Genomic DNA, 24,532 nt, shown 5'->3' with positions numbered 1-24,532 from the left:
GGCAAAGGGGCCATCCATGGTTTCCACCTTGCCGCCGCGCAGACGCAGCGAGATGGCCGTCTCCACCCCTTTCAGCCCCTCGCCTGCGACCAGATGCCCCGCCGCCTTCAGCGCGTCATTGACGGCGAAATAGCCCTTCATCATCGCATCGAATTCCGGGGTGCCCCAGCTGGGTTCCAGCGCCGGGTCGGTATAGATCAAAGCCATATATTGCATAGTCACGTCCTCCAGTTTGCAAATTGCAGATCAAAAGCCCAGGCTGCGCACGGCCAGGCACACCATCACATTCAGCGTCGCCAGGATATTGGCGCTGTTGCCGACAATGCGCAGCACATGCGTCGCCTTTTCGGCCTTCAACCCGAAGGGATGGGCCAGCCGCCCCAGCACCAGCAGCGCGCCACTGATATGCACATAGATCGCATCGGCCCCCAGCGACTCGGCGATGATCATGAGGATCAGCACCATCGGCACCCATTCGACAAAATTGCCATGGCAGCGGATGCGTTCATGCAGGGTCGGGTTGCCCGCATCCCCGATCGATATCCCAAGCGCGGCCCGCATCTGGGTCACGCGGAACCACAGCACCAGATAGATGGCCGCCAGCGGCAGCGCGTAAACAGCGGTAATCGTCAGAGAGGTCATGTTGCAAATCCTGTTTTGCGTTTCCGATGTCCCAAGGACGCGCCAGCCTTGCCGATTTCGACAGGCGCATCCGAAAAAATTTCGTCTCCGGCGAAAAAAGTTGGTTTGCGATGCCCCCACGCACCTTTCCCGCTTGGCCCGGATACCCTAAGAGGCGCACAAGCCCGCAGATTTCGGCCTTTCACAGATGAGGGATGCCATGACCGACCCCGCAATCACCCCCGAGCTGATCGCTTCGCATGGCCTCAAACCCGATGAATACCAGCGCATCCTCGAGATCATCGGCCGCGCGCCGACCTTCACCGAGCTGGGCATCTTCTCGGCGATGTGGAACGAGCATTGCTCCTACAAATCCTCGAAGAAATGGCTGCGCACCCTGCCCACCACCGGCCCGCAGGTGATTTGCGGCCCCGGCGAGAATGCGGGCGTGGTGGATATCGGCGACGGGCAAGCCGTCATCTTCAAGATGGAAAGCCACAACCACCCCTCCTATATCGAGCCGCATCAGGGCGCGGCCACCGGCGTGGGCGGCATTCTGCGCGATGTCTTCACCATGGGCGCCCGCCCGATTGCCGCGATGAACGCGCTGAGCTTCGGCCTGCCCTCGCATCCGAAAACCAGCCATCTGGTGAAAGGCGTGGTCGAGGGTATCGGCAGCTATGGCAATGCGTTCGGCGTGCCGACCGTGGGCGGCGAAGTGCGCTTCCACCGCAGCTATAACGGGAATTGCCTGGTCAATGCCTTTGCCGCGGGCATCGCTGACAGCGACAAGATTTTCTATTCGGTCGCCTCGGGCGTCGGCATGCCGGTGGTCTATCTCGGCGCCAAGACGGGCCGCGACGGCGTTGGCGGAGCCACCATGGCCTCGGCCGAATTCGATGACACGATCGAGGAAAAACGCCCCACCGTTCAGGTTGGCGACCCCTTCACCGAAAAGCGCCTGCTGGAAGCCAGCCTGGAGCTGATGGGCTCGGGCGCGGTCATCTCCATTCAGGATATGGGCGCGGCCGGTCTGACCTGCTCGGCGGTCGAGATGGGCGACAAGGGCGGCCTTGGCATCAAGCTGAACCTCGATGCCGTGCCGCAGCGCGAGGCGGCGATGACCGCCTATGAGATGATGCTGTCCGAAAGCCAGGAGCGCATGCTCATGGTGCTGAAACCCGAGAAAGAGGCCGAGGCGCGGGCGATCTTTGCAAAATGGGATCTCGACTTTGCAATTGTCGGCGAGACCATCCCGGAGGACCGCTTCCTGATCCTGCTGAATGGCGAGGTGAAGGCCGATCTGCCGCTGTCGAAACTGTCATCCAGCGCACCGGAATATGACCGGCCCTGGGTCGAAACCCCGCCCGCCGCGCCCCTGGGCGAGGTGCCGGCCATCGGCGCCATCGACGCGCTGAAGACGCTGATCTCCAGCCCCTCCTATGCCCACAAGGCCTGGGTCTGGGAGCAATATGACAGCCAGGTCGGCGCCGATACCGTGATCCGCCCCGGCATGGCGGCGGGGGTTGTGCGGGTGCATGGCACCGGGAAGGCGCTGGCCTTCACCAGCGACGTGACGCCGCGCTATGTGCGTGCCAACCCGTTCGAGGGTGGCAAGCAGGCCGTGGCCGAGGCCTATCGCAACCTGACCGCCGTGGGCGCCCTGCCGCTGGCCACCACCGACAACCTGAATTTCGGCAACCCGGAAAAGCCTGAAATCATGGGCCAATTCGTCGGCGCCATCAAAGGCATCGGCGCGGCTGTCGCGGCGCTGGATATGCCCATCGTCTCTGGCAACGTCTCGCTTTACAACGAGACCGACGGTTCGGCCATTCTGCCCACGCCCACCATCGGCGCGGTCGGCATTCTGTCCAGCCTTGACGATCTGATCGCGGGCCAGCCGGTTCAGGGCGACATCGCCCTGCTGATCGGCGAGACTTTCGGCCATCTGGGCCAGTCGGCGCTGCTGGCCGAGGCCTTTGGCATCGAAGCGGGCGATGCGCCCTCCGTCGATCTGGACGCGGAAAAGCGCCATGGCGATTTCCTGCGCAGCATCCGCGCCTCGGTGCGCGCCTGCACCGATCTGGGCGATGGCGGTCTGGCGCTGGCGGCCTTTGAAATGGCCGAGGGCGCGGGTCTGGGCCTGAGCCTTGATGCGGGCGACATCCCGACCCTCTTTGGCGAGGATCAGGCGCGCTATCTGCTCGCCGTCTCGGAAGAGGGCGCGCAAGCCATCGAGGCCGCCGCACTGACCACCGGCGTGCCGGTCCTGCGCGTGGGCCGGTTCGGCGGCACCACTGTGACGCTGGGCACCGACAGCGCCGCGCTGGCCGATCTCTCGGCGCTCTATCGAGGCGCCTTTGCCGCGGCCATTGAAGGATGATCCGGCGGGCGAGCAGCGAAGAACTGGGCTTCGTGCGCGCCCTCTGGACCGCAGAAAGCAATAGCGCCTACCTTGATCCCCCCGATCCCGGCGAGATTGAGGCGCTTCAGACCGAGGGCAATCTGCTGCTCTGGCTGGAGCAGGACGGTCCGGCGGGCTTTGCGGTCCTGACAGAATGGCTGCCTGAGGTTTGGGGCTTGCGCGAATTTGCGGTGCAACGTCCCGGGCAAGGGCGCCCGTTTCTGGATACCTTGCTGGTCGAGCTGTTCGTTCACCGCAAGGCGCATCGGTTGGGTTTGGATTGCACCGCTGACAATGAGCGCGCCAAACGGTTCTTCCAGAAAGCGGGCTTTGTGCAGGAAGGCATCTGGCGCGAATGCTGGCAGCGCAGTGATGGTCATTGGGTGGACTGCATTTTTTACGCCTTGCTCGCGCGGGAATGGCGTGACCTGCAAAGCCAGGCATGAGCCGCCTTGCGGTGCCCCCGCCTGCATCCTAGATTGATCCGGAAGGACAGGAGACGACCATGGCCATGGAAGGCAAGGACATCGAGGCGCTGATCCGGGAAAGTTTCCCGCAGGCGCAGATCACCATTACCGACCTCGCAGGTGACGGCAATCATTGGGCGGCCGAGGTGATCGACGCCAGCTTCAAGGGCATGAACCGGGTGCAGCAACAGCGCGCGGTCTATGCCAGCCTCAAGGGCAAGATGGATGGGGCCAATGGCGAATTGCATGCGCTGGCACTGACCACCAAGGCGCCGGAGTAAGCTGCAATGGATGCGTTGGAGGCCGGGTTGCGCTTTCTTAACGCGGGATTGCGAATTTTGGTGGCGCTGGACTTTTGCAAAGAACTGGCGCTTTTCATCAGATATGGCAGCGGGGGCTGGATACGGCAGCGCCGGATCAACCGCTGGAGAGCGAAAAGGGAACAACGGGTATGAGCGCGCAGGACCAGATCCGCGAGACGATCAGCAAGAATGACGTGGTGCTGTTCATGAAGGGCACCAAGATGATGCCGCAATGTGGCTTTTCCAGCCGCGTGGCGGGCATTCTCAATTACATGGGCGTTGAATTTGCCGATGTGAATGTGCTGGCCGATGCCGAAATTCGTCAGGGCATCAAGGATTTCTCCGACTGGCCGACCATTCCGCAGCTTTATGTGAAGGGCGAATTCGTCGGCGGCTGCGACATCGTGACCGAGATGACGATCTCGGGCGAGCTGGACGGGCTGTTCGAGACCAATGGCATCGCCTTCAACAAGGAAGCCGCCGACAAGATCCGCGAAGCGAATGCCTGATCGCGAGAATTTGCAAATCTGACGGTTTGCAACTGCAAAGCCCGCCTTCCGGCGGGCTTTTTCATGGTTTCAGGCTTCCACTTTTGCCGCCAAAGCCTCGGCCCGTTGGGCAATCTCGCTCAGCGTCTGGCTGACCTGCGGCGGCACCACCGGCACCTCGATCCGCACCGGCTCGGGCGTGGCCTGCGCCTCCAGCCCGGCGAGCCGCGCCTTCAGCCCGCGCATCTCGTCTTCCAGCGCCGCGGTCTTGTCCGCCAGCATCAAGCCCGCCATCAACAGCATCCGCGCTTCGGGCAGGCGGCCCATCTGTTGCACCAGCGGCGCCGCCTCGGCATCCAGCATGGCGGCAGCCGAGCGCAGGAAATGCTCTTCCCCCGCCTGACAGGCCACGGGAAATTCGCGCCCGCCAATGATGATGGTGACCTCAGGCATCGGCCTTCTCCTCTCCGGTCAGGGCGGCAAGCTCGGCGATGATCTCCTCCAGCTCCACCGTTTCCGAGGACCGCGCCGCGCGCAGCCCCTCCAGCTCGGCCAGCATGGCCTTGTTGATCATGGCCGCATCGACACAGGCGCCATCCGAGCCCTCGCGCAAGACCCGCAGCGCCTCGCGCAGCTGGATCATGCTTTTGCGCAGGCGGTGCAATTCCAGCCCCTGCACATCCAGTTGCTTGGTCAATTGATCAATCCGGGCCTGCAAAGCCGCCTCATTGCGGCTTTCGCGGCCCTTGAGCGTGCGGATACGGTCACTCAGCGCGGCCACTTGCGCCTTTTCTGCGGCAAGCTCGGCCCGCAGCGCCTCCAGCGCGGCCTCGTCCCCGGGCGCGGCCGAGGCCGCAGCCGGTTCGGCATCCGCACCCTCCGGCTCAGCCTCTGCCACCCAGGGATCGGCGCCGCCGATGGCCTCTGCCGCTGCGCTTTCTGCCACTGGGGCCCCTGTCACTGGGGCCTCTACCGCCATCGGCGCTTCTGCGGTGGCGAGTTTCGGCGCCGGCTCCTCGGCGACCTCAGCCGCCTGCGCCCGCAGCCGGTCGAGCCCCGCATCCACACGCGCCAGTGCCGCGATGATCCTGCGCTCCAGCTCTGCCAAATCGGTCATGCTCTCAGCCTTCTTCGGGTTTTCCCATTTGGGCCCAACACCTGTGACATGCCCCCCGAAACCGGAGGCGCGAATCGCAACGGGCCGTGTCTGACCGATCTTAACGCAAAGATTGGCGGGATTGCGCCCCCCGGGCAGCGTTTTTCCGGCGCGAATATCCGCCATTTGCTTGATCTTGGCGCCGGGGCTGGTAGGACACTGCCCGAGAGCCCGACATATATAAGGATCGCCGCCTTGGATATCGCCAGCCTGCGCGCCCAGCACCCCGACCATTGGAAGAAAGCCTGCGCCATCCGCGTGCTGACGCTGGATGCGGTCGCCGCCGCCAATTCCGGCCATTCCGGCATGCCGATGGGTATGGCCGATGTGGCGACGGTGCTGTTTGAAAAGCACCTGAACTTCGATCCCGCTGCGCCGTTCTGGCCGAACCGCGACCGTTTCATCCTGTCGGCGGGCCATGGCTCGATGCTGATCTACAGCCTGCTGCACCTGACGGGCTACAAGCAGGCCACGCTGGACGAGCTGAAAAACTTCCGCCAATGGGGCGCCCGCACCGCCGGTCACCCCGAATATGGCCATCTGGAGGGCGTGGAGACCACGACCGGCCCGCTGGGCCAAGGCATCTCGAATGCCGTGGGCTTTGCCATGGCCGAGGAATCGCTGCGCGCGCGCTATGGTGCCAAGCTGATGGACCATTTCACCTATGTCATCGCGGGCGATGGCTGTCTGATGGAGGGCGTGAGCCAGGAGGCCATCGGCATCGCGGGCAAGCATCAGCTCTCGCGCCTGATCGTGCTGTGGGACAATAACGGCATCACCATCGACGGCAAGGTCGAGCTGTCGGATGTGACCGACCAGAAGGCGCGCTTTGCGGCCAGCGGCTGGGATGTGTTCGAATGCGACGGCCATGATCCGGTGGAGATCGACGCGGCGCTCGACAAGGCGAAGCGCTCGCCCCGCCCGGCGCTGATCGCCTGCAAGACCCATATCGCGCTTGGCTCCTCGGCGCAGGACACCTCGAAAGGCCATGGCGCGCTGACCGACAAGCAGCTGATCGCCGATACCCGCGCCGTTTATGGCTGGGATCATGGCCCCTTCGTGATCCCCGCCGATGTGAAAGCCGCCTGGGAGGCCACCGCCGCCCGTGGTACCGCCGCCCATGCCGAATGGGCCGCCCGTCTGGCCGCCCTGCCCGCCGGCAAACAGGCCGAATTCACCCGGCTCTTTTCGGGCGATGCACCCGCCAAGCTGGCCAGCGCCATTCGCGGCGTGAAGAAAGCCGCTGTCGAGGCGCCGAAAAAGCTGGCCACCCGCTCGGCCTCCGAGGTGGTTCTGGCTGCCGTGAACCCGGTGATGCCGGAAACCATTGGCGGCTCTGCCGACCTCACCGGGTCGAACAACACCAAGACCGCCGATCTGGGCGTGTTTGACCCGCTGAACCGCAAGGGTCGCTATGTCTATTGGGGCATCCGCGAGCATGGCATGGCCGCCGCGATGAACGGCATGGCGCTGCATGGCGGCGTGCGGCCCTATTCGGGCACCTTCATGTGCTTCACCGACTATGCCCGCCCCGCGATGCGCCTTTCGGCGCTGATGCAGGTGCCGGTGGTCTATGTGATGACCCATGACAGCATCGGCCTGGGCGAAGATGGCCCGACCCACCAGCCGGTCGAGCATCTGGCGATCAGCCGTGCGACCCCCAACACCTGGGTGTTCCGCCCCGCCGATCTGGTGGAAGTGGCCGAGGCCTGGGAACTGGCGCTTTCGACCAAGACCACGCCTTCGGTCATGGCGCTCAGCCGTCAGGGCGTGGCGGCGGTGCGCAAGACCCACAGCAACCAGAACCTGACGGCCAAGGGCGCCTATGTGCTGGCCGAGGCGGTGGCCAAGCGTCAGGTGATCCTGATCGCCACCGGCACCGAGGTGGAAATCGCCTTGAAGGCCAGGGAGATGCTGGAGGCCGAAGGCATCGGCACCCGCGTCGTCTCCATGCCCTGCATGGAGCTGTTCGCCGCACAGGACGAGGCTTATCGCAAGAAGGTGCTGCCTGCCGGCCCCGCCCGCATCGCCATCGAGGCCGGTGTGCGCATGGGCTGGGATCGCTGGCTGCTGGGCGAGCGCGGGCGCGAGGCCAAGGCCGATTTCGTCGGCATGTCCTCCTTCGGCGCCTCCGCCCCGGCAGAGCGCCTGTATGCGGAATTCGGCATCACCGCCGAAGCGACCGTGGCGAAGGCCAAAGCGCTGCTGTGACGCCGGGCGCGATTTTTCGTCGAAAAATCGAATGACCCAAAACGAGAAAGGGCCGCATCGCGCGGCCCTTTTTGCTGTCTGTCTGTGAGGTTCAATGTGCTTGCTTGCCCAGCATCGGCAGCAGCACCCGCGTCACCAGCGGCACGATCAACAGGCCGAGGCCAAGGCCCAGCACGCCGTCACAGGTGGCCGTCACCAGCCAGTTCACAAAGCCTTGCAGGCTGGCAGGCACCGCATGGGCCGCAACTTCGGCCAGGTGGTGAATGCTGCCATAGGGCTCGTGCAGCCCAAGCGTATGCAGGCCATGGATCACGATATTGCCGCCCACCCACAGCATCGCCAGCGTGCCGACCGTGGACAGAAACGCCATCAGCTTGGGCATCCCCGCCACCAGCCCGCGCCCGATGGCCCGGCTGGCGCCCAGCTGGCCCTTGGCCATATGCAGGCCCACATCGTCCATCTTCACGATCAACGCCACCGCGCCATAGACAGCCGCGGTGATCAGCGTGCCCACCACGGCCAGCGTGATCGCCTCCATCCAGATCGTGCTTTCGGGGATCGCGGCCAGCGCGATCGTCATGATCTCCGCCGAGAGGATGAAATCGGTCTTGATCGCGCCCGCGACCTTTTCTTCTTCCAGATGCGCGGGGTCTTTGGTGTCGAAATCGGCCTCCACCTCGGCATCGGCATGGGGGGCGAACATATGCAGCACCTTCTCGGCGCCTTCAAAGCAGAGATAGGCCCCGCCCAGCATCAACAGCGGCGTGATGACAAAGGGCGCAAAGGTGTTCAGCAACAGCAGGCCCGGCAGCAGCACGATCAGCTTGTTTTTCAGGCTGCCCTTGGCGATGCGCCAGATGATCGGCAATTCGCGATCCGCCGAAAACCCGTGCACATATTTCGGTGTCACTGCCGCGTCGTCGATCACCACCCCCGCCGCCTTGGACCCGGCCTTGGCCGCCGCCGCCGCCACATCATCCACCGAGGCCGCCGCCACTTTGGCAATCGCCGCCACATCATCCAGCAGCGCAAGCAATCCGCTCATCCGCATATCCTCTGAAAAGTTTTGCCGCACAGTAGCGAAGCCAGCCCCGCGCGGAAAGATGCCAATCTTGCCCCCATGTTAGCGAAAACACCTATGGTTTGCGCTAACATCATGAAAAACAGTCGTTTTTCTGCTTTGCGCCTGCGGCATCCGCGTGTATCCCCAAGCGCAATTCGGGATCAGACTCGGGAGAGCATGCGCATGACCATCACTGTTGCCATCAATGGGTTCGGCCGGATCGGGCGCTGCACGCTCGCCCATATCGCGGAATCGGGCCGCAATGACGTGCAGGTGGTGGCGATCAACGCGACCGGGCCGATTGAAACCAATGCCCATCTGCTGAAATACGATTCGGTGCATGGCCGCTTCCCCGGCGCGGTGAAGGTGGAGGGCAACACGCTGGATCTGGGCCGTGGCCCGATCCGGGTGTTCTCGACCTACAACCCCGAAGAGCTGGATTGGGAAGGCGTCGATGTCGTGCTGGAATGCACCGGCAAGTTCAATGCCCGCGACGCAGCCGCCGTTCACCTGACCCGTGGCGCCAAGCGCGTTCTGGTCTCGGCCCCCGCCAAGAATGCCGACAAGACCGTGGTTTACGGTGTGAACCACCGCCAGCTGAGCCTCGATCATCTGGTGGTGTCGAATGGGTCCTGCACCACCAACTGCCTCGCGCCGCTGGCCAAGGTGCTGAATGATGCCATCGGCATCGAATCCGGCATCATGACCACGATCCACTCCTATACGGGCGACCAGCCGACGCTGGACCGCCGCCACAAGGATCTGTATCGCGCCCGCGCCGCCGCCATGGCGATGATCCCCACCTCGACCGGCGCCGCCAAGGCCATTGGCGAAGTGCTGCCCGAGCTGAAGGGCCGCCTGGACGGTTCCGCCATCCGCGTGCCGACCCCGAATGTCTCGGCGGTCGATCTGACCTTCGTGGCCTCCAAGGATGTCACGGTGCAGGACGTGAACGAGATCGTGCGCGAGGCCGCTGCCGGCTATATGGGCATGGTTCTGGCCTATGATCCCGAGCCCAAGGTGTCGATTGACTTCAATCACACCAATCATTCGTCTATCTTCGCCCCAGACCAGACCAAGGTCGTGGGCGGGCGCACCGTTCGCGTGCTGGCCTGGTATGACAATGAATGGGGCTTTTCCTGCCGTATGGCCGATGTGGCTGGCGCGATGGGGCGGCTCCTCCAGTAACCGGAGGGGTCGTGACCGACCGACTTGCCATCATCCTCGGCGCGATCTTCGCGCTTCTGATCGCCGCAGACCTCTTCGCCAATGGCGGAGGGGTCTTGCTGTTTCTGGCTCGCAAAATGCTGGACCTGATGGAATATCTGATCTTCTGGCGCTGAGATGCGAAAAGGCCCTCCGCTTCGGGAGGGCCTTTGCAATTTGCAGATGATGCAAAACCGCTTTGCAAATCAGCCGCGGATCTTCGCCATATACTGCCCCAGATGGCGGTTGACGATCTCGTCATAGCGCCCCGAGGCCTTGATGGCGGCTAGACCGGCATTCACCCGATAGAGATGCGTCGTGCCGCGCCAATGCTGGCGCGAGATCACCACATGCAGCGACTCGGTGCCAATCGGACGCTCCAGCGCCGTCACCTGCCCGCGCAGGCCGCGCTGATAGACCTGATCCACGCCTGAGAAAATATCCTCGGGCACCGCATCCACCTCCCCCGCCAGCAGCAGATCCAGGCAAGCGCCGAAATCCGCCGCGCGGGTCACGGTCACATGGCCATCCGCCAGCAGGTTGCGCCCGCCCGCATCCAGCCAGGGGGCCTCGTCCGTTTCTGCAAGGCAGAGGGTCTTGTCCTCCAGATCCTCATCCGAGGCAAAGCTCATGCCGCCGCCTTGGGTGACAAACAGCTGCACCGGCAGCACGAACAGCGGCTCGGACCAGAAATAGCCAATGCAATGCGGATGGTCGGGCCTGGCCGTGCAGTCAGGCCGCCGCCAGGGGAAGCCCATATCTGCCTCCATCGCCTCCAGCATGGGTTGATGGTGGCTGCGATCCTCGTCCCAGATCACCGCATAGGGCACCGGGTTTGGCGTCGCCTCCATCACCGCATTGATCACCTCGGTCAGCATGCCGCCGCCTGCGCCACTCTGATCGGTCAGCAAGGGCAGTTCCGTCGCGGTGACAAAGCGCAGATCGGCCCCATCCTGCTGCAAGGGGGCCGGGTCGGGTGCGCTATGGCCCGGCAGACAGGGGATGAACACCTCCGTCCCCGGTGCAAGATCGGTCTGTCCGCCGGAAAAGGCCGTGATATTCGCATAATAGATCAGCGACCATTGGTCGGCATCGCCATAGGTGCGGCGGGCCAGCTCCGTCAGCGTATCGCCCGCGACGGTGTTATAGGTTACGTCGCAGCTTTGCGCCGCCGCCGCGCCAGCCAGCGCCAGCAAGCCGCACAGCGTGGCGGCGCCCGCGTAAAGAGCCTGTCTGCGCATCCTCAGCCCTCCGACCAGATGCGCGACAGATGCGCACCGATCAGGCGTTGATAGGCGCCCTTGTCCCGCAGACGCTTCATGCCGAGGTTGAACATGTCGATGATCGCCTGCCCTTCGGGATCGGCCTTGCTGACCAGAAGGTGAATGGTTTCCACCGACAAGGGCCGATCCAGCGGCTTCACCCGCTCTGACAGGCCCATCTCGCGCAGCGCGGCGCGACCGGCAAATTCGTCGATCATCACCACATCGACCTTGCCATCCACAAGCATCTGGAAACAATCGCCCACGCGGGCCGGGCGCTCCAGCTTGATCTTGTTGTCCTTCACCCAGTTGCGGCCATCCTGATCCAGCGCCCAGGCGGCATAGCCGCTCATCCGGCACAGGGTCTTGCCCTCAAAATCGGCGTCGGTTTCCAGTTTCAGCCCCTTGGTGCTGTCGACATAGGCCAGTTCCAGCACCTCGAACAACGGGTCCGAGAACAGGAAGTTCTGGCAGCGATATTCCTCGGGGTTGGTCTCGCAGCGCGGCTTGAACCAGGGGAAAGACGCATCGACCAGGCCCTGCGGCAGCAGCGTATCCAGATGCGCGCTCCAGTCATTCACCCATTGCACCGAAAAGCCCTGCGGCGGCGCCGCTTCGGTCATCACCTGCTGCACCACATCGGTCATCATGCCGCCCTCGGGCAGTTTGCGATCGGTGAAGGGGGCGTAATCATCCGAGGTGATGAAGGTCAGCTTGTGCAGATTGGCCGAGGCTGGCAGCGTCACTGCCAGCGGCTCGGCCTTGGGCGCGGCGGCCTCAGCCGCAGCGGCCACGGCGCTATCCAGTGGCTGACCGCCCTCCAGCCCGGTGGGCAAGCCGTTGATGCACAGCAGGTCCAGCTTCATGCCCACCAGCAGCCGGTCGGCGCGCTCGCCCAGTTTGGAGACATTGTTCTGGTGGATGGCCGTCCACTTGCCCGCATCCTTGTAGAGGCGGTCGGCAATCATCGACAGGCTGTCGCCGGATTGCACCTCATAGGTGCCTCCGCAGGTCTGCGCCCCGGCGCCAGAGGCCATCAGCACAGCCAGACCCGCGACCGCAAAAAGCGTGGTCATTTTGAACGACACGTCACATCTCCCCAGATTTTTGCGCGCACATTTCAGGATTCCGGCCCCTAGGTCAAGTTGTCGTGAGGAAGGCGCACGCAACATCTTGGGGCGGCAACCAGCCTTTCTCGGGCGCAGCGATGTTTGCCGTTGATCTTTTGCGGGAAATGCGCATGTTAGCGCTATCAGATTATTTCATCCGGCGCGGCGGAATCATCGCCCGCGCCCGTCAGTCTGCGCATGGGAGACAGCGATGACCGTCAAAGTGGCAATCAACGGCTTCGGTCGGATCGGGCGCAATGTGCTGCGCGCCATCATCGAATCGGGCCGCACCGACATCGAGGTCGTGGCGATCAACGATCTGGGCCCGGTGGAAACCAATGCCCATCTGCTGCGCTTTGATTCCGTGCATGGCCGCTTTCCCGCCTCCGTGACCACCGGCGAGGACTGGATGGATGTGGGCCGCGGTCGCATCCGCGTCACCGCGCTGCGCAATCCCGCCGACCTGCCCTGGTCGGATGTCGATGTGGTGATGGAATGCACCGGCATTTTCACCAGCAAGGAAAAATGCCTCGCCCATCTGGAAAATGGCGCCAAGCGCGTGCTGATCTCGGCCCCCGGTGACGGTGCCGACAAGACCATCGTTTATGGTGTGAACCATGACACGCTCACCAGCGCCGATCTGGTGGTGTCGAACGCCTCTTGCACCACCAATTGCCTGTCGCCCGTGGCCTCGGTGCTGAATGAGGTGATCGGCATCGAAAAGGGGATGATGACCACCATCCACTCCTATACCGGCGACCAGCCGACGCTGGACACGATGCACAAGGATCTCTATCGCGGCCGCGCGGCGGCGCTGTCGATGATCCCGACCTCCACGGGCGCCGCCAAGGCCGTGGGGCTGGTGCTGCCCGCGCTGAAGGGCAAACTTGACGGCTTCGCCATCCGTGTGCCGACGCCGAATGTCTCGGTGGTGGATCTGAAATTCATTGCCAAGCGCGAAACCTCGGTCGAGGAGGTGAATGCCGCCATCAAGGCCGCGGCAAATGGCCGGCTGAAGGGCATTCTGGGCTATACCGACTACAAGAACGTGTCGTCGGATTTCAATCACGACCCGCATTCCTCGGTCTTCCACATGGATCAGACCAAGGTGATGGACGGCACATTCGTGTCGATCCTCAGCTGGTATGACAATGAATGGGGCTTCTCGAACCGCATGGCCGACACGGCTGTGGCGATGGGCAAGCTGATCTGAACGGATCACCAGATCAAGTTGCAGCGGGCGCCCTTGGGCGCCCGTTTTGCCATGCAGCCGCTGCAATGCGGCATTGCAGCGCAACGGCTTGTTAGCGCCACCATCCTGCCCCATCTTTCCCCTGTGGCCGGGGATACGCCCCGCCACCCGGGCGAGCCCGCCCGCAGATGATCCCGGACCGGGAAGGAAAGACCATGACGACCCTGATCGAACGCCTGAAATCCGCCGCCGACAAGCGCGCCCGCTTCCTGCGCACGCGCGACGAGATCGCCCGCATGCCGCTGGATGTGGCGCTGGACCTGAACATTTACCCCGGCGACGCCAGCCGCATCGCCTATGAGGCGGTCTACGGCCGCGCCTGAGGCGCGCCTCAGCCTTGGGGGTGCAGCCGCTCGCGCAGCGCCTCATGCACGGCGGGGGTGACGAATTTCGACACGTCACCACCCAGCCGGGCGATCTCTTTCACCAGTTTGGAGGCAATGGCCTGCCGCCGCGCATCGGCCATCATGAACACGGTCTCGATGCTGCTATCCAGCGCGCGGTTCATGCCAACCATCTGGAATTCATATTCAAAATCCGCCACCGCCCGCAGGCCCCGGATGATGACCCCCGCCCCCACATCGCGGGCGCAATCAATCAGCAGGTTCTCGAACGGATGCACCACGATCTCGGCCCCGCCACAGGCGGCGCTGATCGCGCGGCATTCGGCCTCCACCATGGCCACGCGCTCTTCCAGCCGGAACATCGGCCCCTTGTCGCGGTTGATCGCCACGCCGATGACCAGCCGGTCCACCAGCTGCACCGCGCGCTGGATGATATCGACATGGCCCAGCGTGATCGGGTCAAACGTCCCCGGATAAAGACCGATGCGCATGGGTTCCCTCCCTGCCTCTGCCGGGCCACGCAACAATATTGCGCGGCGCTTGGCAAGTGCCAAAGCGCCGCGCTGCGGCATCTGCGGCTCAGAAGCCCTTGATCATGCCTTCCAGCGCGTCCTTTTCCGCCGCCAGCTCCATCAGCCGCGATTTCACCACATCGCCGATCGAGATGAAGCCCACCATCACCTCGCCCTCCATCACCGGCATGTGGCGGAACCGCCCGTCGGTCATCTTTTGCAGCACGTCATGGGTGGTTTCCTGCGCCGTGCAGCTGACGATCCGGGTGGTCATCAGGCTGTCCACCGTATCGGCCAGACAGGCGGCGCCGCGCTTGCCCAGCTCGCGCACCACATCGCGTTCCGACACGATCCCCGCCACGCGCTGCCCGTCGGGCGAGACCACCACCGCCCCGATCTTGCGCACCGACAGCACATGGGCCAGCTCGGCCACGCTGGTGCCGGGGGTGACGGTGATCACCTCGCTGGCCGGTTTCGTCTTCAGAATCTGCGCAACATGCATGGGGGCCTCCTTCTTCCTTTCCGAAAGCCTTGCGCCTGCGCAATTTTCTGTCAAGCGGCAGCTTCAAGCCGCGCCACTTCTTTCCGGATTTCAGCCGCCAGTTGATCGGCAAAACGGTTCAATCGCGCCACCCTGCCGTCATCGGCATGGCGGATCAGCCAGAAACTGCGCGTGAGCCGCAGCGCAGGCAGCACCCGCGCCAGTTCGGGCGCCGAAGGGCGGGCGAAATCATGCACCACGCCGACCCCCGCCCCGTGGCGCAGCCAGTTCAGCTGCACCGAAACCGAGTTCGAGGCCAAAGGCACCTGTGTCAGCCCCAATTGCCCCAGATAATCCAGCTCCTTGTCAAAGATCATGTCGGGAATATAGCCGATCACGCGATGCGCATGCAGATCCTCGGGCGCGGTGATCGGCGGATGGGCGGCCAGATAGCCTTCTGTCGCGGCAAGGCTGAGGCTGTAATCCGCCAGTTTCTGCACCGTCAGCCGCCCCGTCACCGGACGCGACACGCCAATCGCCATATCGGCCTCGCGTTTTGACAGGTTGAAGACACGCGGCAGCGCCACGATCTGCACCTCCAGCCCCGGATTGGCGTCACAAATCCGGGCCAGAACCTGCGGCAACAGGTAATTGGCGCAGCCATCCGGCGCCCCGATGCGGATTTGCCCGGTCAGCCCCTGATCCTGCCCGCGCAATTCCTCGGCCGCGCCGGTCACCGCCAGTTCCGCCGCCTCGGCATGGGCGAGGATGCGGGCGCCCGCCTCGGTCAGGGCATAGCCTTGCGGGCTTTTGGCAAAGAGCCGCGCGCCAAGCGCCTCTTCCAGCCGCGCCACCCGCCGCCCCACCGTGGCCGGGTCCACCCGCAAGGCCTTGCCCGCGCCCGACAGGCTTTCGGCCCGCGCCACCGCCAGAAACAGTTTCAGATCGTCCCAATCCATCCCGGCACCTTTGCAAATCTGCAAAACATATTTGAAATCTTGCCGCTGTTCCGGGCGAAAATGCAAGGCTAAGGTGCTGCCACAACCCAATGGGAGGATTCCATGAAAGAGATCGGTCACTGGATCAACGGCAAGATGGTTGCGGGCACCTCGGGCAAGTTTGCCGATGTCTACAACCCCGCCACCGGCGAAATTCAGGCCCGCGTCGCGCTGGCCTCCGAGGCCGAGCTGGCGCAAGCCATTGCCGATGCTGAAAAAGCGCAACTGAAATGGGGCGCCACCAACCCGCAGCGCCGCGCCCGCGTGTTCATGGAATTCGGCCGTCTGATCAACGCCCATATGGACGAGCTGGCCGAGCTGGTCTCGCGCGAGCATGGCAAGACCCTGCCCGATGCCCGCGGCGATGTGCAGCGCGGGCTGGAGGTGGTGGAGGTCTGCATGGGCCTGCCGAACCTCCTCAAGGGCGAATTCACCGATAGCGCAGGCCCCGGCATCGACCTGTATTCCATGCGTCAGGCGCTTGGCGTTGTGGCGGGCATCACCCCCTTCAACTTCCCCGCCATGATCCCGCTGTGGAAAATGTCGCCCGCCATCGCCGCCGGCAATGCGATGATCCTGAAACCGTCCGAGCGTTGCCCCTCCACCGCGCTGCGTCTGGCGGAACTGTTCAAGGAGGCCGGCCTGCCCGATGGTGTGCTGCAAGTGGTGAACGGTGACAAGCTGGCTGTGGATGGCCTGCTGGACAGCGAAACCATTCAGGCCGTGGGCTTTGTGGGCTCCACCCCGATCGCGCAGTATATCTATGGCCGCGCCGCCACCAATGGCAAACGCGCCCAGTGCTTCGGCGGTGCCAAGAACCACATGCTGATCATGCCCGATGCCGACATTGAAAAGGCCGCCGATGCGCTGATCGGCGCCGGTTATGGCGCGGCGGGCGAGCGCTGCATGGCGATCTCGGTCGCGGTGCCGGTCGGTCAGGAAACCGCCGACAAGCTGGTGGCCGCCCTGCTGCCGCGCATCGAAAAGCTGAAGGTCGGCCCCTATACGGCGGGCGAGGACATCGACTTTGGCCCGGTCATCACCAAGGCCTCGCAAGAGCGCATTCTGGGCCTGATCAATTCCGGCGTCGATCAGGGCGCCAAACTGGTGGTCGATGGCCGCGACCTCAAGCTGCAAGGCTATGAGAACGGCTTTTATGTCGGCGCGACCCTGTTCGACGACGTGACCCCGGATATGGAGATCTACAAGCAGGAGATCTTCGGGCCGGTTCTGTCGGTGGTGCGCGCGGGCAACTACGAGGACGCGCTGCAACTGGTGATCGACAACGAATATGGCAATGGCACCGCCATCTATACCGCCGATGGCGACACCGCGCGCGATTTCGCATCGCGCGTGAATGTCGGCATGGTCGGCATCAACTTCCCGATCCCGGTGCCGCTCAGCTATTACACCTTCGGCGGCTGGAAGAAATCGGCCTTCGGCGACCTGAACCAATATGGCCCGGATGCCTTCCGCTTCTACACCAAGACCAAGACCGTGACCGCGCGCTGGTTCTCGGGGATCAAGGATGGGGCGGCGCTGAACTTCAAGGCGCTGGATTGATCCATCACAGCCTTCAAGACAAAGGGCGGGGATTTCCCCGCCCTTTTTCATTTATATTGTCAGGGGTTAGCGGCTGCTGGCGCGCAGCGCGTAATACACCGCCCCGCCAATTGCCACCCCAAAGAACCAGCCATAGACGCCCCACCAGCTGGGCAACAGCGTGGTGAAGGTGGGCAGGATCGAGGAGAACAGCATCCCGATCGCCAGCGCGATAAAGGCCTTCACATGCCAGCCGCCCTCAAAGCGGAACTCGCCCTGCTCCTGATACAGCGCATTCACATTCAGCTGCGCTTTGCGGATCAGGTAATAATCCACCATCATGATGCCGAAGATCGGACCCATGGTCGAGCCGATGAAGTTCACGAAATGCGCGGCCCCGGTTTCCCACGGCGCCCAAGGATACAGCACCAGCGCAATCAGCGCCGCGATATAACCGCCGCCCTTGAAGCTGATCTTCGAGGGGAAGACGTTCGAGATGTCAAAGGCCGCCGACACGAAATTCGCCACCACATTGATGCCCAGCGTCGCCACCGTGAAGGTCAGCGCCGCCAGCAGCGCCAGGAACCAGCTGTCGAACTTGGCGCTGATCTGGTCGGGATGCAGCAAGACCTCGCCATACACCGCGAAAGCCGCCGTGGTGGTCACCCCCGCCACAAGGCAGAAGGCCAGAAGGTTCACCGGCAAGCCCCACAGATTGCCCTTGCGCAGGGCCGCCTCATCGGTGGCATAGCGGCTGAAATCGCAGAAATTCAGGTACAGCGCGGCGAAATAGGTGATCCAGGTGGCCGCCACCGCCGCCAGCGCGGCAAAGCTGCCCGGCGCGCCCGGCACGCCCGCATCCTTGGTGGCCGCCAGCAGCACATCCTGCGGGATCTCGGCGCCAAAGCTGAACGTGCCCGATTTCACCACCAGATAGATGGCAAGGAACAGCATCATGATCCAGACCGCAGGCCCGGCCCAATCCTGGAACTTGCGCACCGTCTCCATGCCGCGCTGAATGATCATCAGCTGCGCGGCCCAGACCAGCACATAGCAGATCACCTCCAGCGTGGAATGGCCCAGCATCTGGCTGGTCTGGTGGAATTCCAGCATGGCCGGGCTGCGGATCAGCAGCGCCACGATGGCGCCCGAGGCCGCCGCCGTCTGCGCGCCATACCAGAAACAGGCCACCACCGCCCGCACCATCGCGGGGGCATTAGCGCCGAACACCCCGAACGAGGCCCGCGCCAGCACCGGGAAAGGCACGCCCGTGCGCACCCCGGCATTGCCGACCAGCGACATCAGGAAAAAGATCACCAGCGATCCCAGACCGATGGCCAGCACGAAGTTCAGAAAACTGCCGCACAGCAGAAACAGGCTGGCCGCCAGATAATAGCCCCAAAGGCTATGCACATCCGATGTCCAGACGTTGAAAATGGAAAAGGCGCCCCATTTGCGCTCGGTCGCCGGGGCGAGATCCTCATTATGCAGGGATGGTGACGGGTTCGTCAGCTGCATCGCATGTCCCTTCCTGTGGCCGATCCGCAGGGACCGGCTTATGGTTGTTGGTCCCGGCCATGGGCGCGCACCATGACCGGGCCGGACCCGCGCGCTTTCGGGTGGTGGCACCATGCGCCCAAGGGGCCTTGGCAACAATCCGCGCATTTCGGATGGGTCTTTTCGGGAATTTTTGAAAAAGCTTCGGATCGGGCAAGTGAATTTCCCGCATTTTGCAAGGGCTGGCGCCGCTGGCGGGCGCCGTTTTTCGCGCCTGCCCAAAGAAAATGCAAGTCTTGGCCCCGCTTGCAAAATTCCTGAAAGGATTGCGCAATAGACAGGCCCGCGACGCCCGCAGAAAGGAGCCATGCGATGGATTTTGCCCTCTCCGAGGAACAGCAGGCCATTTTCGACATGGCGCAGGGATTCGGCGCCGAAAACATCGCCCCCCATGCGCTGCACTGGGATGAGGCCGGGACGATTCCCAAAACGCTCTGGCCCAAACTGGCCGAACTGGGCTTGGGCGGCATCTATGTCTCCGAGGAGCACGGCGGCTCTGGCCTCAGCCGGCTTGATGCCACGCTGGTCTTCGAGGCCCTCGCCATGGCCTGTCCCTCGGTCGGCTCGCTGCTCTCGATCCACAACATGTGCGCGGGCATGATCGACAAATTCGGCACCGAGGCGATGAAAGCCCGCCTGCTGCCCGATCTTTGTGCCATGACGCGGCTCGCCTCCTATTGCCTGACCGAGCCCGGCGCCGGGTCGGATGCCGCCGCGCTGAAAACCCGCGCGCAGGCCACAGCCGAGGGCTGGCGCCTGACCGGCACCAAGGCCTTCATCTCGGGCGGTGGCTATTCCGATCTTTACATCGTCATGGCCCGGTCGGGCGGCGAAGGCCCCAAAGGCATTTCTGCCTTCGTGGTCGAGGATGGCAGCGCGGGCCTGTCTTTCGGGGGGCTGGAGAAAAAGATGGGCTGGCGCGCGCAGCCCACCCGGCAGGTGCAGCTTGACGACTGCCTGACGCCGCCCGAAAACCTGCTGGGGGTCGAGGGCAAGGGCTTTGCCTATGCCATGGCGGGCTTGGATGGCGGGCGGCTCAATATCGCGGCCTCCGCCCTGGGCGGGGCGCAGGCGGCGCTGGACAGAACCCTCGCCTATATGGCCGAACGCCGCGCCTTCGGCCAAAGGCTTGACCAGTTCCAAGCGCTGCAATTCCGTCTGGCCGAGGCCGAGATCCGGCTGCAATCGGCCCGCACCTTCCTGCGTCAGGCCGCCTGGCTGCTGGACAAGGCCGACCCGCAGGCCACCAAATTCTGCGCCATGGCCAAGGTGCTGGTCACCGATGCCGCCTTCGAGGTCGCCAATGACTGCCTGCAACTGCATGGCGGCTATGGCTATCTGGCCGATTACGGCATTGAAAAGATCGTGCGCGATCTGCGCGTGCATCAAATTCTGGAAGGCACCAATGAAATCATGCGCCTGATCGTCGCGCGCAGCCTGATCGGGGGCAAGTGATGGCCGATATTTCGCTCCGCATCGAGGGCCGCGCCGGGCGCGCCACCCTCACCCGCCCGGCGGCGCTCAATGCGCTCAGCTATGAGATGTGCAAGGCGCTGGATGCCGCGCTGGTGGCCTGGGCCGCCGATCCCGCCGTGGCGCTGGTGGTGATCGACGCCGAGGGCGAGCGCGCCTTCTGCGCCGGGGGCGACATTGCCGAACTTTACGCCGAGGGGCTGCGCGGCAATGCCGCTTACGGGCAGGCCTTCTGGCGCGACGAATACCGGATGAATGCCCGGATCGGCGCCTATCCCAAGCCCGTCATCTCTCTGGTGCAGGGGTTCTGCATGGGCGGCGGGGTGGGTGTGGCCTGCCATGCCAGCCACCGCATCGCGGGCGAGACGGCGCAAATCGCCATGCCCGAATGCGCCATCGGTCTGGTGCCCGATGTCGGCGGATCGGCCCTGCTGGCGCGCGGCCCCGGCCATCTGGGCCGCTATCTCGGCCTGACCGGCGCCCGCATGGGGCCGGGTGACGCGATTTATGCCGGCTTCGCCGATCACTTCGTGCCGCAGGCGGATTGGCCCGCGCTGATCGCCCGGCTTTGCGCCAGCGGCGATGTGGCGGCGGTGGCCGAGGCCGCCCTGCCGCCGCCCGCCGCCCCCCTGCCCGCGCTGCAAGCGCAGATCGACCACCATTTCGCCGCCGCCAACCTGCCGCTCTTGCGCGCCTCGCTCGCCGCCGAAGACAGCGCCTTTGCCCGCGACACGCTGAAAGCGCTGGATCGCGGCGCCCCGCTCGCGCTGGCCACCAGCCTGGCGATGCAGCAGATCCTCGGCCCTGCCCCCGATCTGCGCGCCGCGCTGGAGTTGGAATATCGCGTCACCCATCGCGCGCAGGCCGCCACCGATTTTCTGGAGGGCATCCGCGCCATGGTGATCGACAAGGATCGCCGCCCGCGCTGGCAGCATCCCGGCACCCCCGAGGAGGTGGCGGCGCTGCTCGCCCCGCTCGGTCCTGAAACCCTCACCTTTACGGAGTGACCCATGAAAATCGGCTTCATCGGATTGGGCAATATGGGCGGGCCCATGGCCGCCAACCTCGCCCGCGCCGGGCATGAGGTGGCAGGTTTCGACCTCGCCGCCCCGATGCCGGAGGGCGTCACCCGCGCCGCCACCGCCGCCGAGGCCGCGTCGGGCGCCGAGGTCGTGCTGACCATGCTGCCCAATGGCGCCATCCTGCGCGCCGTGGCTGCCGAGGTGATCCCGGTCATGGCCCCCGGTGCGGTGCTCTGCGATTGCTCCACCGTCGATGTCGACAGCGCCCGTGCCGTCGCCGCGCTGGCCGAGGGCGCGGCTTTGGGCGCGCTGGATGCGCCGGTCTCCGGCGGCGTTGGCGGCGCGGCAGCGGGCACCCTCACCTTCATGGCGGGCGGTCCGGAGGAGAGCTTTGCAAAGGTCGCCCCGCTCTTTGCAATCATGGGGCAAAAGGCGGTGCATTGCGGCAGCGCCGGCGCCGGGCAAGCCGCCAAGATCTGCAACAACATGATCCTCGGGGTCACCATGATCGCCACCTGCGAGGCCTTCGCGCTGGCGGACAAGCTGGGCCTGGACCGGCAGAAGATGTTCGATGTGGTCTCCACCTCCTCGGGCTATAGCTGGGTGATGAATGCCTATTGCCCGGCCCCCGGCATTGGCCCGAAATCGCCTGCCGACACTGGCTACAAGCCCGGTTTTGCTGCCGAATTGATGCTGAAAGACCTTAACCTGTCGCAACAGGCCGCCGTCTCTGCCGATGCCGACACGCCGATGGGCCAACTGGCCGCCGAGCTGTATCGCCGCTTTGTCGAGGAGGAAGACGGGCGCGGCATGGACTTCTCGGCCATGTTGCCCCGGTTTTCGGCGCGCGCCCGCGGCTGCCCCCGGGATTATTGCAACCAGCCCCCGGCAAATTTGCAAAGGCGGCCGGCACGGGCCGCCTGTCTCATGCCGCCGCCGCCCGGCGCGGTTTCAGCATCGGCGCGAGGTAGCGCCCGGTATGGCTTTCGGGCACTTTCGCCACATCCTCCGGCGTGCCGCAAGCCACGATCTGCCCGCCGCCATCGCCGCCCTCCGGCCCGATGTCGATCACCCAATCCGCCGTTTTCACCACGTCCAGATTGTGTTCGATCACCACCACCGTATTGCCCTGATCGACCAATTCATGCAGCACTTCCAACAGCTTGCGCACATCCTCGAAATGCAGACCGGTCGTCGGTTCATCCAGGATATAAAGCGTGCGCCCGGTGGCCCGGCGCGATAACTCCTTTGACAGCTTCACCCGCTGCGCCTCGCCGCCCGACAGCGTGGTGGCCTGCTGCCCGACCTTGATATAGCCAAGGCCCACTTGGCACAGCGCCTCCATCTTGTCGCGGATCGCCGGAACCGCCTGGAAAAACACATTCGCATCTTCGCAAGTCATATCCAGAACATCGGCGATGCTCTTGTTCTTGAACTTGATTTCCAGCGTCTCGCGATTGTAGCGCTGGCCCTTGCAGGTCTCGCAGGTCACATAGACATCGGGCAGGAAGTGCATCTCGATCTTGATGACCCCGTCGCCCTGACAGGCCTCGCAGCGCCCGCCCTTCACGTTGAAGCTGAACCGCCCGGCCTGATAGCCGCGCGCCTTCGCCTCGGGCAGGCCTGCGAACCAGTCGCGGATCGGGGTAAAGGCCCCGGTATAGGTCGCCGGGTTCGAGCGCGGCGTGCGCCCGATCGGGCGTTGGTCAATGTCGATCACCTTGTCCAGATGCTCGAACCCCTTGATCGTCTCGCACGGGGCGGGCGTCTCATGCGCGCCGTTCAGCCGCATCGCGGCGGTCTTGAACAGCGTCTCGATGGTCAGGGTCGATTTGCCGCCGCCCGACACGCCGGTGACGCAGACAAACTTCCCCAGCGGGAACTCGGCCGTCACCGACTTGAGGTTGTTCCCCGTCGCCCCCACCACGGTCAGCTTTTTGCCACTGCCCTTGCGCCGGACCTGCGGCACCGCAATCTCGCGCGCGCCGGACAGATATTGCCCGGTCAGGCTGGCGGGATCGGCGGCAATCTGGTCCGGCGTGCCATGGGCCACCACCGCGCCGCCATGCACGCCCGCGCCGGGGCCCATGTCAAAGACATAATCCGCCTCGCGGATCGCGTCCTCGTCATGCTCCACCACCAGCACCGTATTGCCTTGATCGCGCAGGCCTTTCAGCGTGCCCAAAAGCCGGTCATTGTCGCGCTGATGCAGGCCGATGCTGGGCTCGTCCAGCACATACAGCACGCCGGTCAGCCCCGAGCCGATCTGGCTTGCCAGCCGGATACGCTGGCTTTCGCCGCCCGACAGCGTGCCGGCATTGCGCGACAGCGTCAGGTAATCGAGGCCCACATTCACAAGGAATCCAAGACGTTCGCGGATTTCCTTCAGAATGGCGCGGGCGATTTCATTCTTCTGGTTGGTCAGCGCCTCGGGCACAGTGGCGATCCAGGCATGGGCCTCGCGGATCGACATCTGCACCACTTGGCCCACATGCAGCCCGGCAATCTTCACCGCCAGAGCCTCGGGCTTCAGGCGGTAGCCGTGGCAGGTGCCGCAGGGCCGGTTGTTCTGATAGCGCTCCATCTCCTCGCGCGACCAGGCGCTGTCAGTCTCGCGATAACGGCGCTCCATATTGGGGATCACCCCCTCGAAGACCCGGCTCACCTGATAGACCCGACCGCCCTCGTCATAGCGGAACTGGATCTCCTCACCGCCCGAGCCGCGCAGAAACACCTGCTGCACCTTTTCGGGCAGGTCTTTCCATTTCTTCTTCTTGTCAAACTCGTAATGTTTGGCAATGGCATCAATGGTTTGCAGGAAATACGGGCTTTTCGATTTCGACCAGGGCGCAATCGCCCCGCCCGAAAGCGTCAGGTTCTGATCCGGCACCACCAGCCGCTCGTCAAAGAACAGCTCCATCCCCAGGCCGTCACAGGCCGGGCAGGCGCCGAGCGGCGCATTGAAGGAAAACAGCCGCGGCTCGATCTCCGGGATGGTGAAGCCCGAGACCGGGCAGGCAAAATTCTCCGAAAAGGTGCGCCGCTCCGGCTCGCCTTCGGCC

The 24,532-nt window shown here is 64.2% G+C and carries 24 protein-coding genes and 1 pseudogene; 13 read left to right on the top strand and 12 right to left on the bottom strand.

Annotated features, from left to right (window positions below; genetic code table 11):
* Positions 1-216 (bottom strand): YciI family protein (locus JNN06_RS15380; protein ID WP_291240476.1); only part of this gene is annotated, 216 nt, incomplete at its 3' end.
* 30 nt (positions 217-246) lie between these two features.
* Entirely contained in the window at positions 247-642 is a 396-nt protein-coding gene (locus JNN06_RS15375) for an MAPEG family protein (RefSeq protein ID WP_291240475.1), read from the bottom strand.
* 199 nt (positions 643-841) lie between these two features.
* Here JNN06_RS15375 and purL point away from each other — a divergent pair, with 199 nt between their 5' ends.
* The 4 genes from purL (at position 842) to grxD (ending at position 4,303) form a co-directional block, all read left to right on the top strand.
* On the top strand, positions 842-3,004 hold the full coding sequence (purL, locus tag JNN06_RS15370; protein WP_291240474.1) for a phosphoribosylformylglycinamidine synthase subunit PurL: 2,163 nt from the start codon (positions 842-844) through the stop codon (positions 3,002-3,004).
* The gene (locus JNN06_RS15365) at positions 3,001-3,471 is read left to right on the top strand and encodes a GNAT family protein (RefSeq protein ID WP_291240473.1); all 471 of its coding nucleotides are present in this window, start codon (positions 3,001-3,003) and stop codon (positions 3,469-3,471) included. The genes purL and JNN06_RS15365 overlap by 4 nt, the downstream gene beginning before the upstream one ends.
* 59 nt (positions 3,472-3,530) lie before the next feature.
* The gene (locus tag JNN06_RS15360) at positions 3,531-3,773 is read left to right on the top strand and encodes a BolA/IbaG family iron-sulfur metabolism protein (RefSeq protein ID WP_291240472.1); all 243 of its coding nucleotides are present in this window, start codon (positions 3,531-3,533) and stop codon (positions 3,771-3,773) included.
* Positions 3,774-3,943: 170 nt separating this feature from the next.
* Positions 3,944-4,303: a Grx4 family monothiol glutaredoxin gene (grxD, locus tag JNN06_RS15355; RefSeq protein WP_291240471.1), complete on the top strand. Its 360-nt coding sequence runs from the start codon at positions 3,944-3,946 to the stop codon at positions 4,301-4,303.
* Between the two features lie 69 nt (positions 4,304-4,372).
* Here the strand turns inward: grxD and JNN06_RS15350 are convergent, their stop codons facing one another.
* Together JNN06_RS15350 and JNN06_RS15345 are read right to left on the bottom strand one after the other, a co-directional pair.
* On the bottom strand, positions 4,373-4,735 hold the full coding sequence (locus JNN06_RS15350; protein WP_291240470.1) for a cell division protein ZapA: 363 nt from the start codon (positions 4,733-4,735) through the stop codon (positions 4,373-4,375).
* Positions 4,728-5,399, bottom strand: coding sequence for a hypothetical protein (locus JNN06_RS15345; RefSeq protein ID WP_291240469.1), 672 nt, complete (start codon positions 5,397-5,399; stop codon positions 4,728-4,730). The genes JNN06_RS15350 and JNN06_RS15345 overlap by 8 nt, the downstream gene beginning before the upstream one ends.
* Before the next feature lie 234 nt (positions 5,400-5,633).
* Between JNN06_RS15345 and tkt the strand changes: the two genes are divergently transcribed.
* Positions 5,634-7,649 carry a transketolase gene (gene tkt / locus JNN06_RS15340; protein ID WP_291240468.1) on the top strand — a complete coding sequence of 672 codons (2,016 nt, stop codon included), beginning with the start codon at positions 5,634-5,636 and terminating at the stop codon, positions 7,647-7,649.
* Positions 7,650-7,740: 91 nt separating this feature from the next.
* Here the strand turns inward: tkt and JNN06_RS15335 are convergent, their stop codons facing one another.
* Positions 7,741-8,694 carry a DUF808 domain-containing protein gene (locus JNN06_RS15335; RefSeq protein ID WP_291240467.1) on the bottom strand — a complete coding sequence of 318 codons (954 nt, stop codon included), beginning with the start codon at positions 8,692-8,694 and terminating at the stop codon, positions 7,741-7,743.
* Between the two features lie 201 nt (positions 8,695-8,895).
* Here JNN06_RS15335 and gap (JNN06_RS15330) point away from each other — a divergent pair, with 201 nt between their 5' ends.
* Together gap (JNN06_RS15330) and JNN06_RS15325 are read left to right on the top strand one after the other, a co-directional pair.
* Entirely contained in the window at positions 8,896-9,900 is a 1,005-nt protein-coding gene (gene gap, locus JNN06_RS15330) for a type I glyceraldehyde-3-phosphate dehydrogenase (RefSeq protein WP_291240466.1), read from the top strand.
* 11 nt (positions 9,901-9,911) lie between these two features.
* Positions 9,912-10,055 carry a hypothetical protein gene (locus tag JNN06_RS15325; protein ID WP_291240465.1) on the top strand — a complete coding sequence of 48 codons (144 nt, stop codon included), beginning with the start codon at positions 9,912-9,914 and terminating at the stop codon, positions 10,053-10,055.
* A 69-nt stretch (positions 10,056-10,124) separates the two neighbouring features.
* Here the strand turns inward: JNN06_RS15325 and JNN06_RS15320 are convergent, their stop codons facing one another.
* Positions 10,125-11,159 carry a transporter substrate-binding domain-containing protein gene (locus tag JNN06_RS15320; RefSeq protein ID WP_291240464.1) on the bottom strand — a complete coding sequence of 345 codons (1,035 nt, stop codon included), beginning with the start codon at positions 11,157-11,159 and terminating at the stop codon, positions 10,125-10,127.
* Between the two features lie 2 nt (positions 11,160-11,161).
* Positions 11,162-12,268: a transporter substrate-binding domain-containing protein gene (locus JNN06_RS15315; RefSeq protein WP_291240463.1), complete on the bottom strand. Its 1,107-nt coding sequence runs from the start codon at positions 12,266-12,268 to the stop codon at positions 11,162-11,164.
* A 232-nt stretch (positions 12,269-12,500) separates the two neighbouring features.
* Between JNN06_RS15315 and gap (JNN06_RS15310) the strand changes: the two genes are divergently transcribed.
* Both gap (JNN06_RS15310) and JNN06_RS15305 read left to right on the top strand, forming a co-directional pair.
* The gene (gene gap, locus JNN06_RS15310) at positions 12,501-13,502 is read left to right on the top strand and encodes a type I glyceraldehyde-3-phosphate dehydrogenase (RefSeq protein ID WP_291240462.1); all 1,002 of its coding nucleotides are present in this window, start codon (positions 12,501-12,503) and stop codon (positions 13,500-13,502) included.
* Between the two features lie 194 nt (positions 13,503-13,696).
* Positions 13,697-13,864, top strand: a complete 168-nt coding sequence (locus JNN06_RS15305) for a hypothetical protein (RefSeq protein ID WP_291240461.1) — start codon at positions 13,697-13,699, stop codon at positions 13,862-13,864.
* An 8-nt stretch (positions 13,865-13,872) separates the two neighbouring features.
* Here the strand turns inward: JNN06_RS15305 and coaD are convergent, their stop codons facing one another.
* The 3 genes from coaD to JNN06_RS15290 all read right to left on the bottom strand — a co-directional run bounded on the left by coaD (position 13,873) and on the right by JNN06_RS15290 (position 15,837).
* Entirely contained in the window at positions 13,873-14,376 is a 504-nt protein-coding gene (gene coaD / locus JNN06_RS15300) for a pantetheine-phosphate adenylyltransferase (protein ID WP_291240460.1), read from the bottom strand.
* An 88-nt stretch (positions 14,377-14,464) separates the two neighbouring features.
* On the bottom strand, positions 14,465-14,899 hold the full coding sequence (locus JNN06_RS15295; protein ID WP_291240459.1) for a CBS domain-containing protein: 435 nt from the start codon (positions 14,897-14,899) through the stop codon (positions 14,465-14,467).
* A 50-nt stretch (positions 14,900-14,949) separates the two neighbouring features.
* A complete protein-coding gene (locus tag JNN06_RS15290) occupies positions 14,950-15,837 on the bottom strand; it encodes a LysR family transcriptional regulator (protein WP_291240458.1) in 888 nt (295 codons plus the stop codon).
* A gap of 102 nt (positions 15,838-15,939) precedes the next feature.
* Here JNN06_RS15290 and JNN06_RS15285 point away from each other — a divergent pair, with 102 nt between their 5' ends.
* Positions 15,940-17,439, top strand: coding sequence for a CoA-acylating methylmalonate-semialdehyde dehydrogenase (locus tag JNN06_RS15285; RefSeq protein WP_291240457.1), 1,500 nt, complete (start codon positions 15,940-15,942; stop codon positions 17,437-17,439).
* Between the two features lie 66 nt (positions 17,440-17,505).
* Here JNN06_RS15285 and JNN06_RS15280 read toward each other — a convergent pair whose 3' ends face one another.
* The gene (locus tag JNN06_RS15280; protein WP_291240456.1) at positions 17,506-18,936 is read right to left on the bottom strand and encodes an NCS1 family nucleobase:cation symporter-1; all 1,431 of its coding nucleotides are present in this window, start codon (positions 18,934-18,936) and stop codon (positions 17,506-17,508) included.
* Positions 18,937-19,287: 351 nt separating this feature from the next.
* On the opposite strand from JNN06_RS15280, the gene JNN06_RS15275 reads away from it, so the two are divergent.
* From JNN06_RS15275 to mmsB, 3 genes and pseudogenes are all read left to right on the top strand, one after another.
* Positions 19,288-20,430 (top strand): acyl-CoA dehydrogenase family protein, encoded by a 1,143-nt coding sequence (locus JNN06_RS15275; protein ID WP_291240455.1) that lies wholly within the window; start codon positions 19,288-19,290, stop codon positions 20,428-20,430.
* Complete coding sequence (locus tag JNN06_RS15270) at positions 20,430-21,455, top strand: enoyl-CoA hydratase/isomerase family protein (RefSeq protein ID WP_291240454.1); 1,026 nt, start codon at positions 20,430-20,432, stop codon at positions 21,453-21,455. The genes JNN06_RS15275 and JNN06_RS15270 overlap by 1 nt, the downstream gene beginning before the upstream one ends.
* A gap of 3 nt (positions 21,456-21,458) precedes the next feature.
* Positions 21,459-22,328: pseudogene (gene mmsB, locus JNN06_RS15265) on the top strand (3-hydroxyisobutyrate dehydrogenase); the annotation flags it as partial.
* Positions 22,329-22,395: 67 nt separating this feature from the next.
* Here the strand turns inward: mmsB and uvrA are convergent.
* Positions 22,396-24,532 (bottom strand): excinuclease ABC subunit UvrA (gene uvrA / locus JNN06_RS15260; protein ID WP_291240453.1); only part of this gene is annotated, 2,137 nt, incomplete at its 5' end.

The organism is Gemmobacter sp., from assembly GCF_016792925.1.
In the GTDB taxonomy this organism is placed as follows: Bacteria; Pseudomonadota; Alphaproteobacteria; order Rhodobacterales; family Rhodobacteraceae; genus Gemmobacter.
The sequence above is the reverse complement of the archived record's forward strand: the minus strand, read 5'-3'. Positions and strand labels throughout refer to the sequence as shown.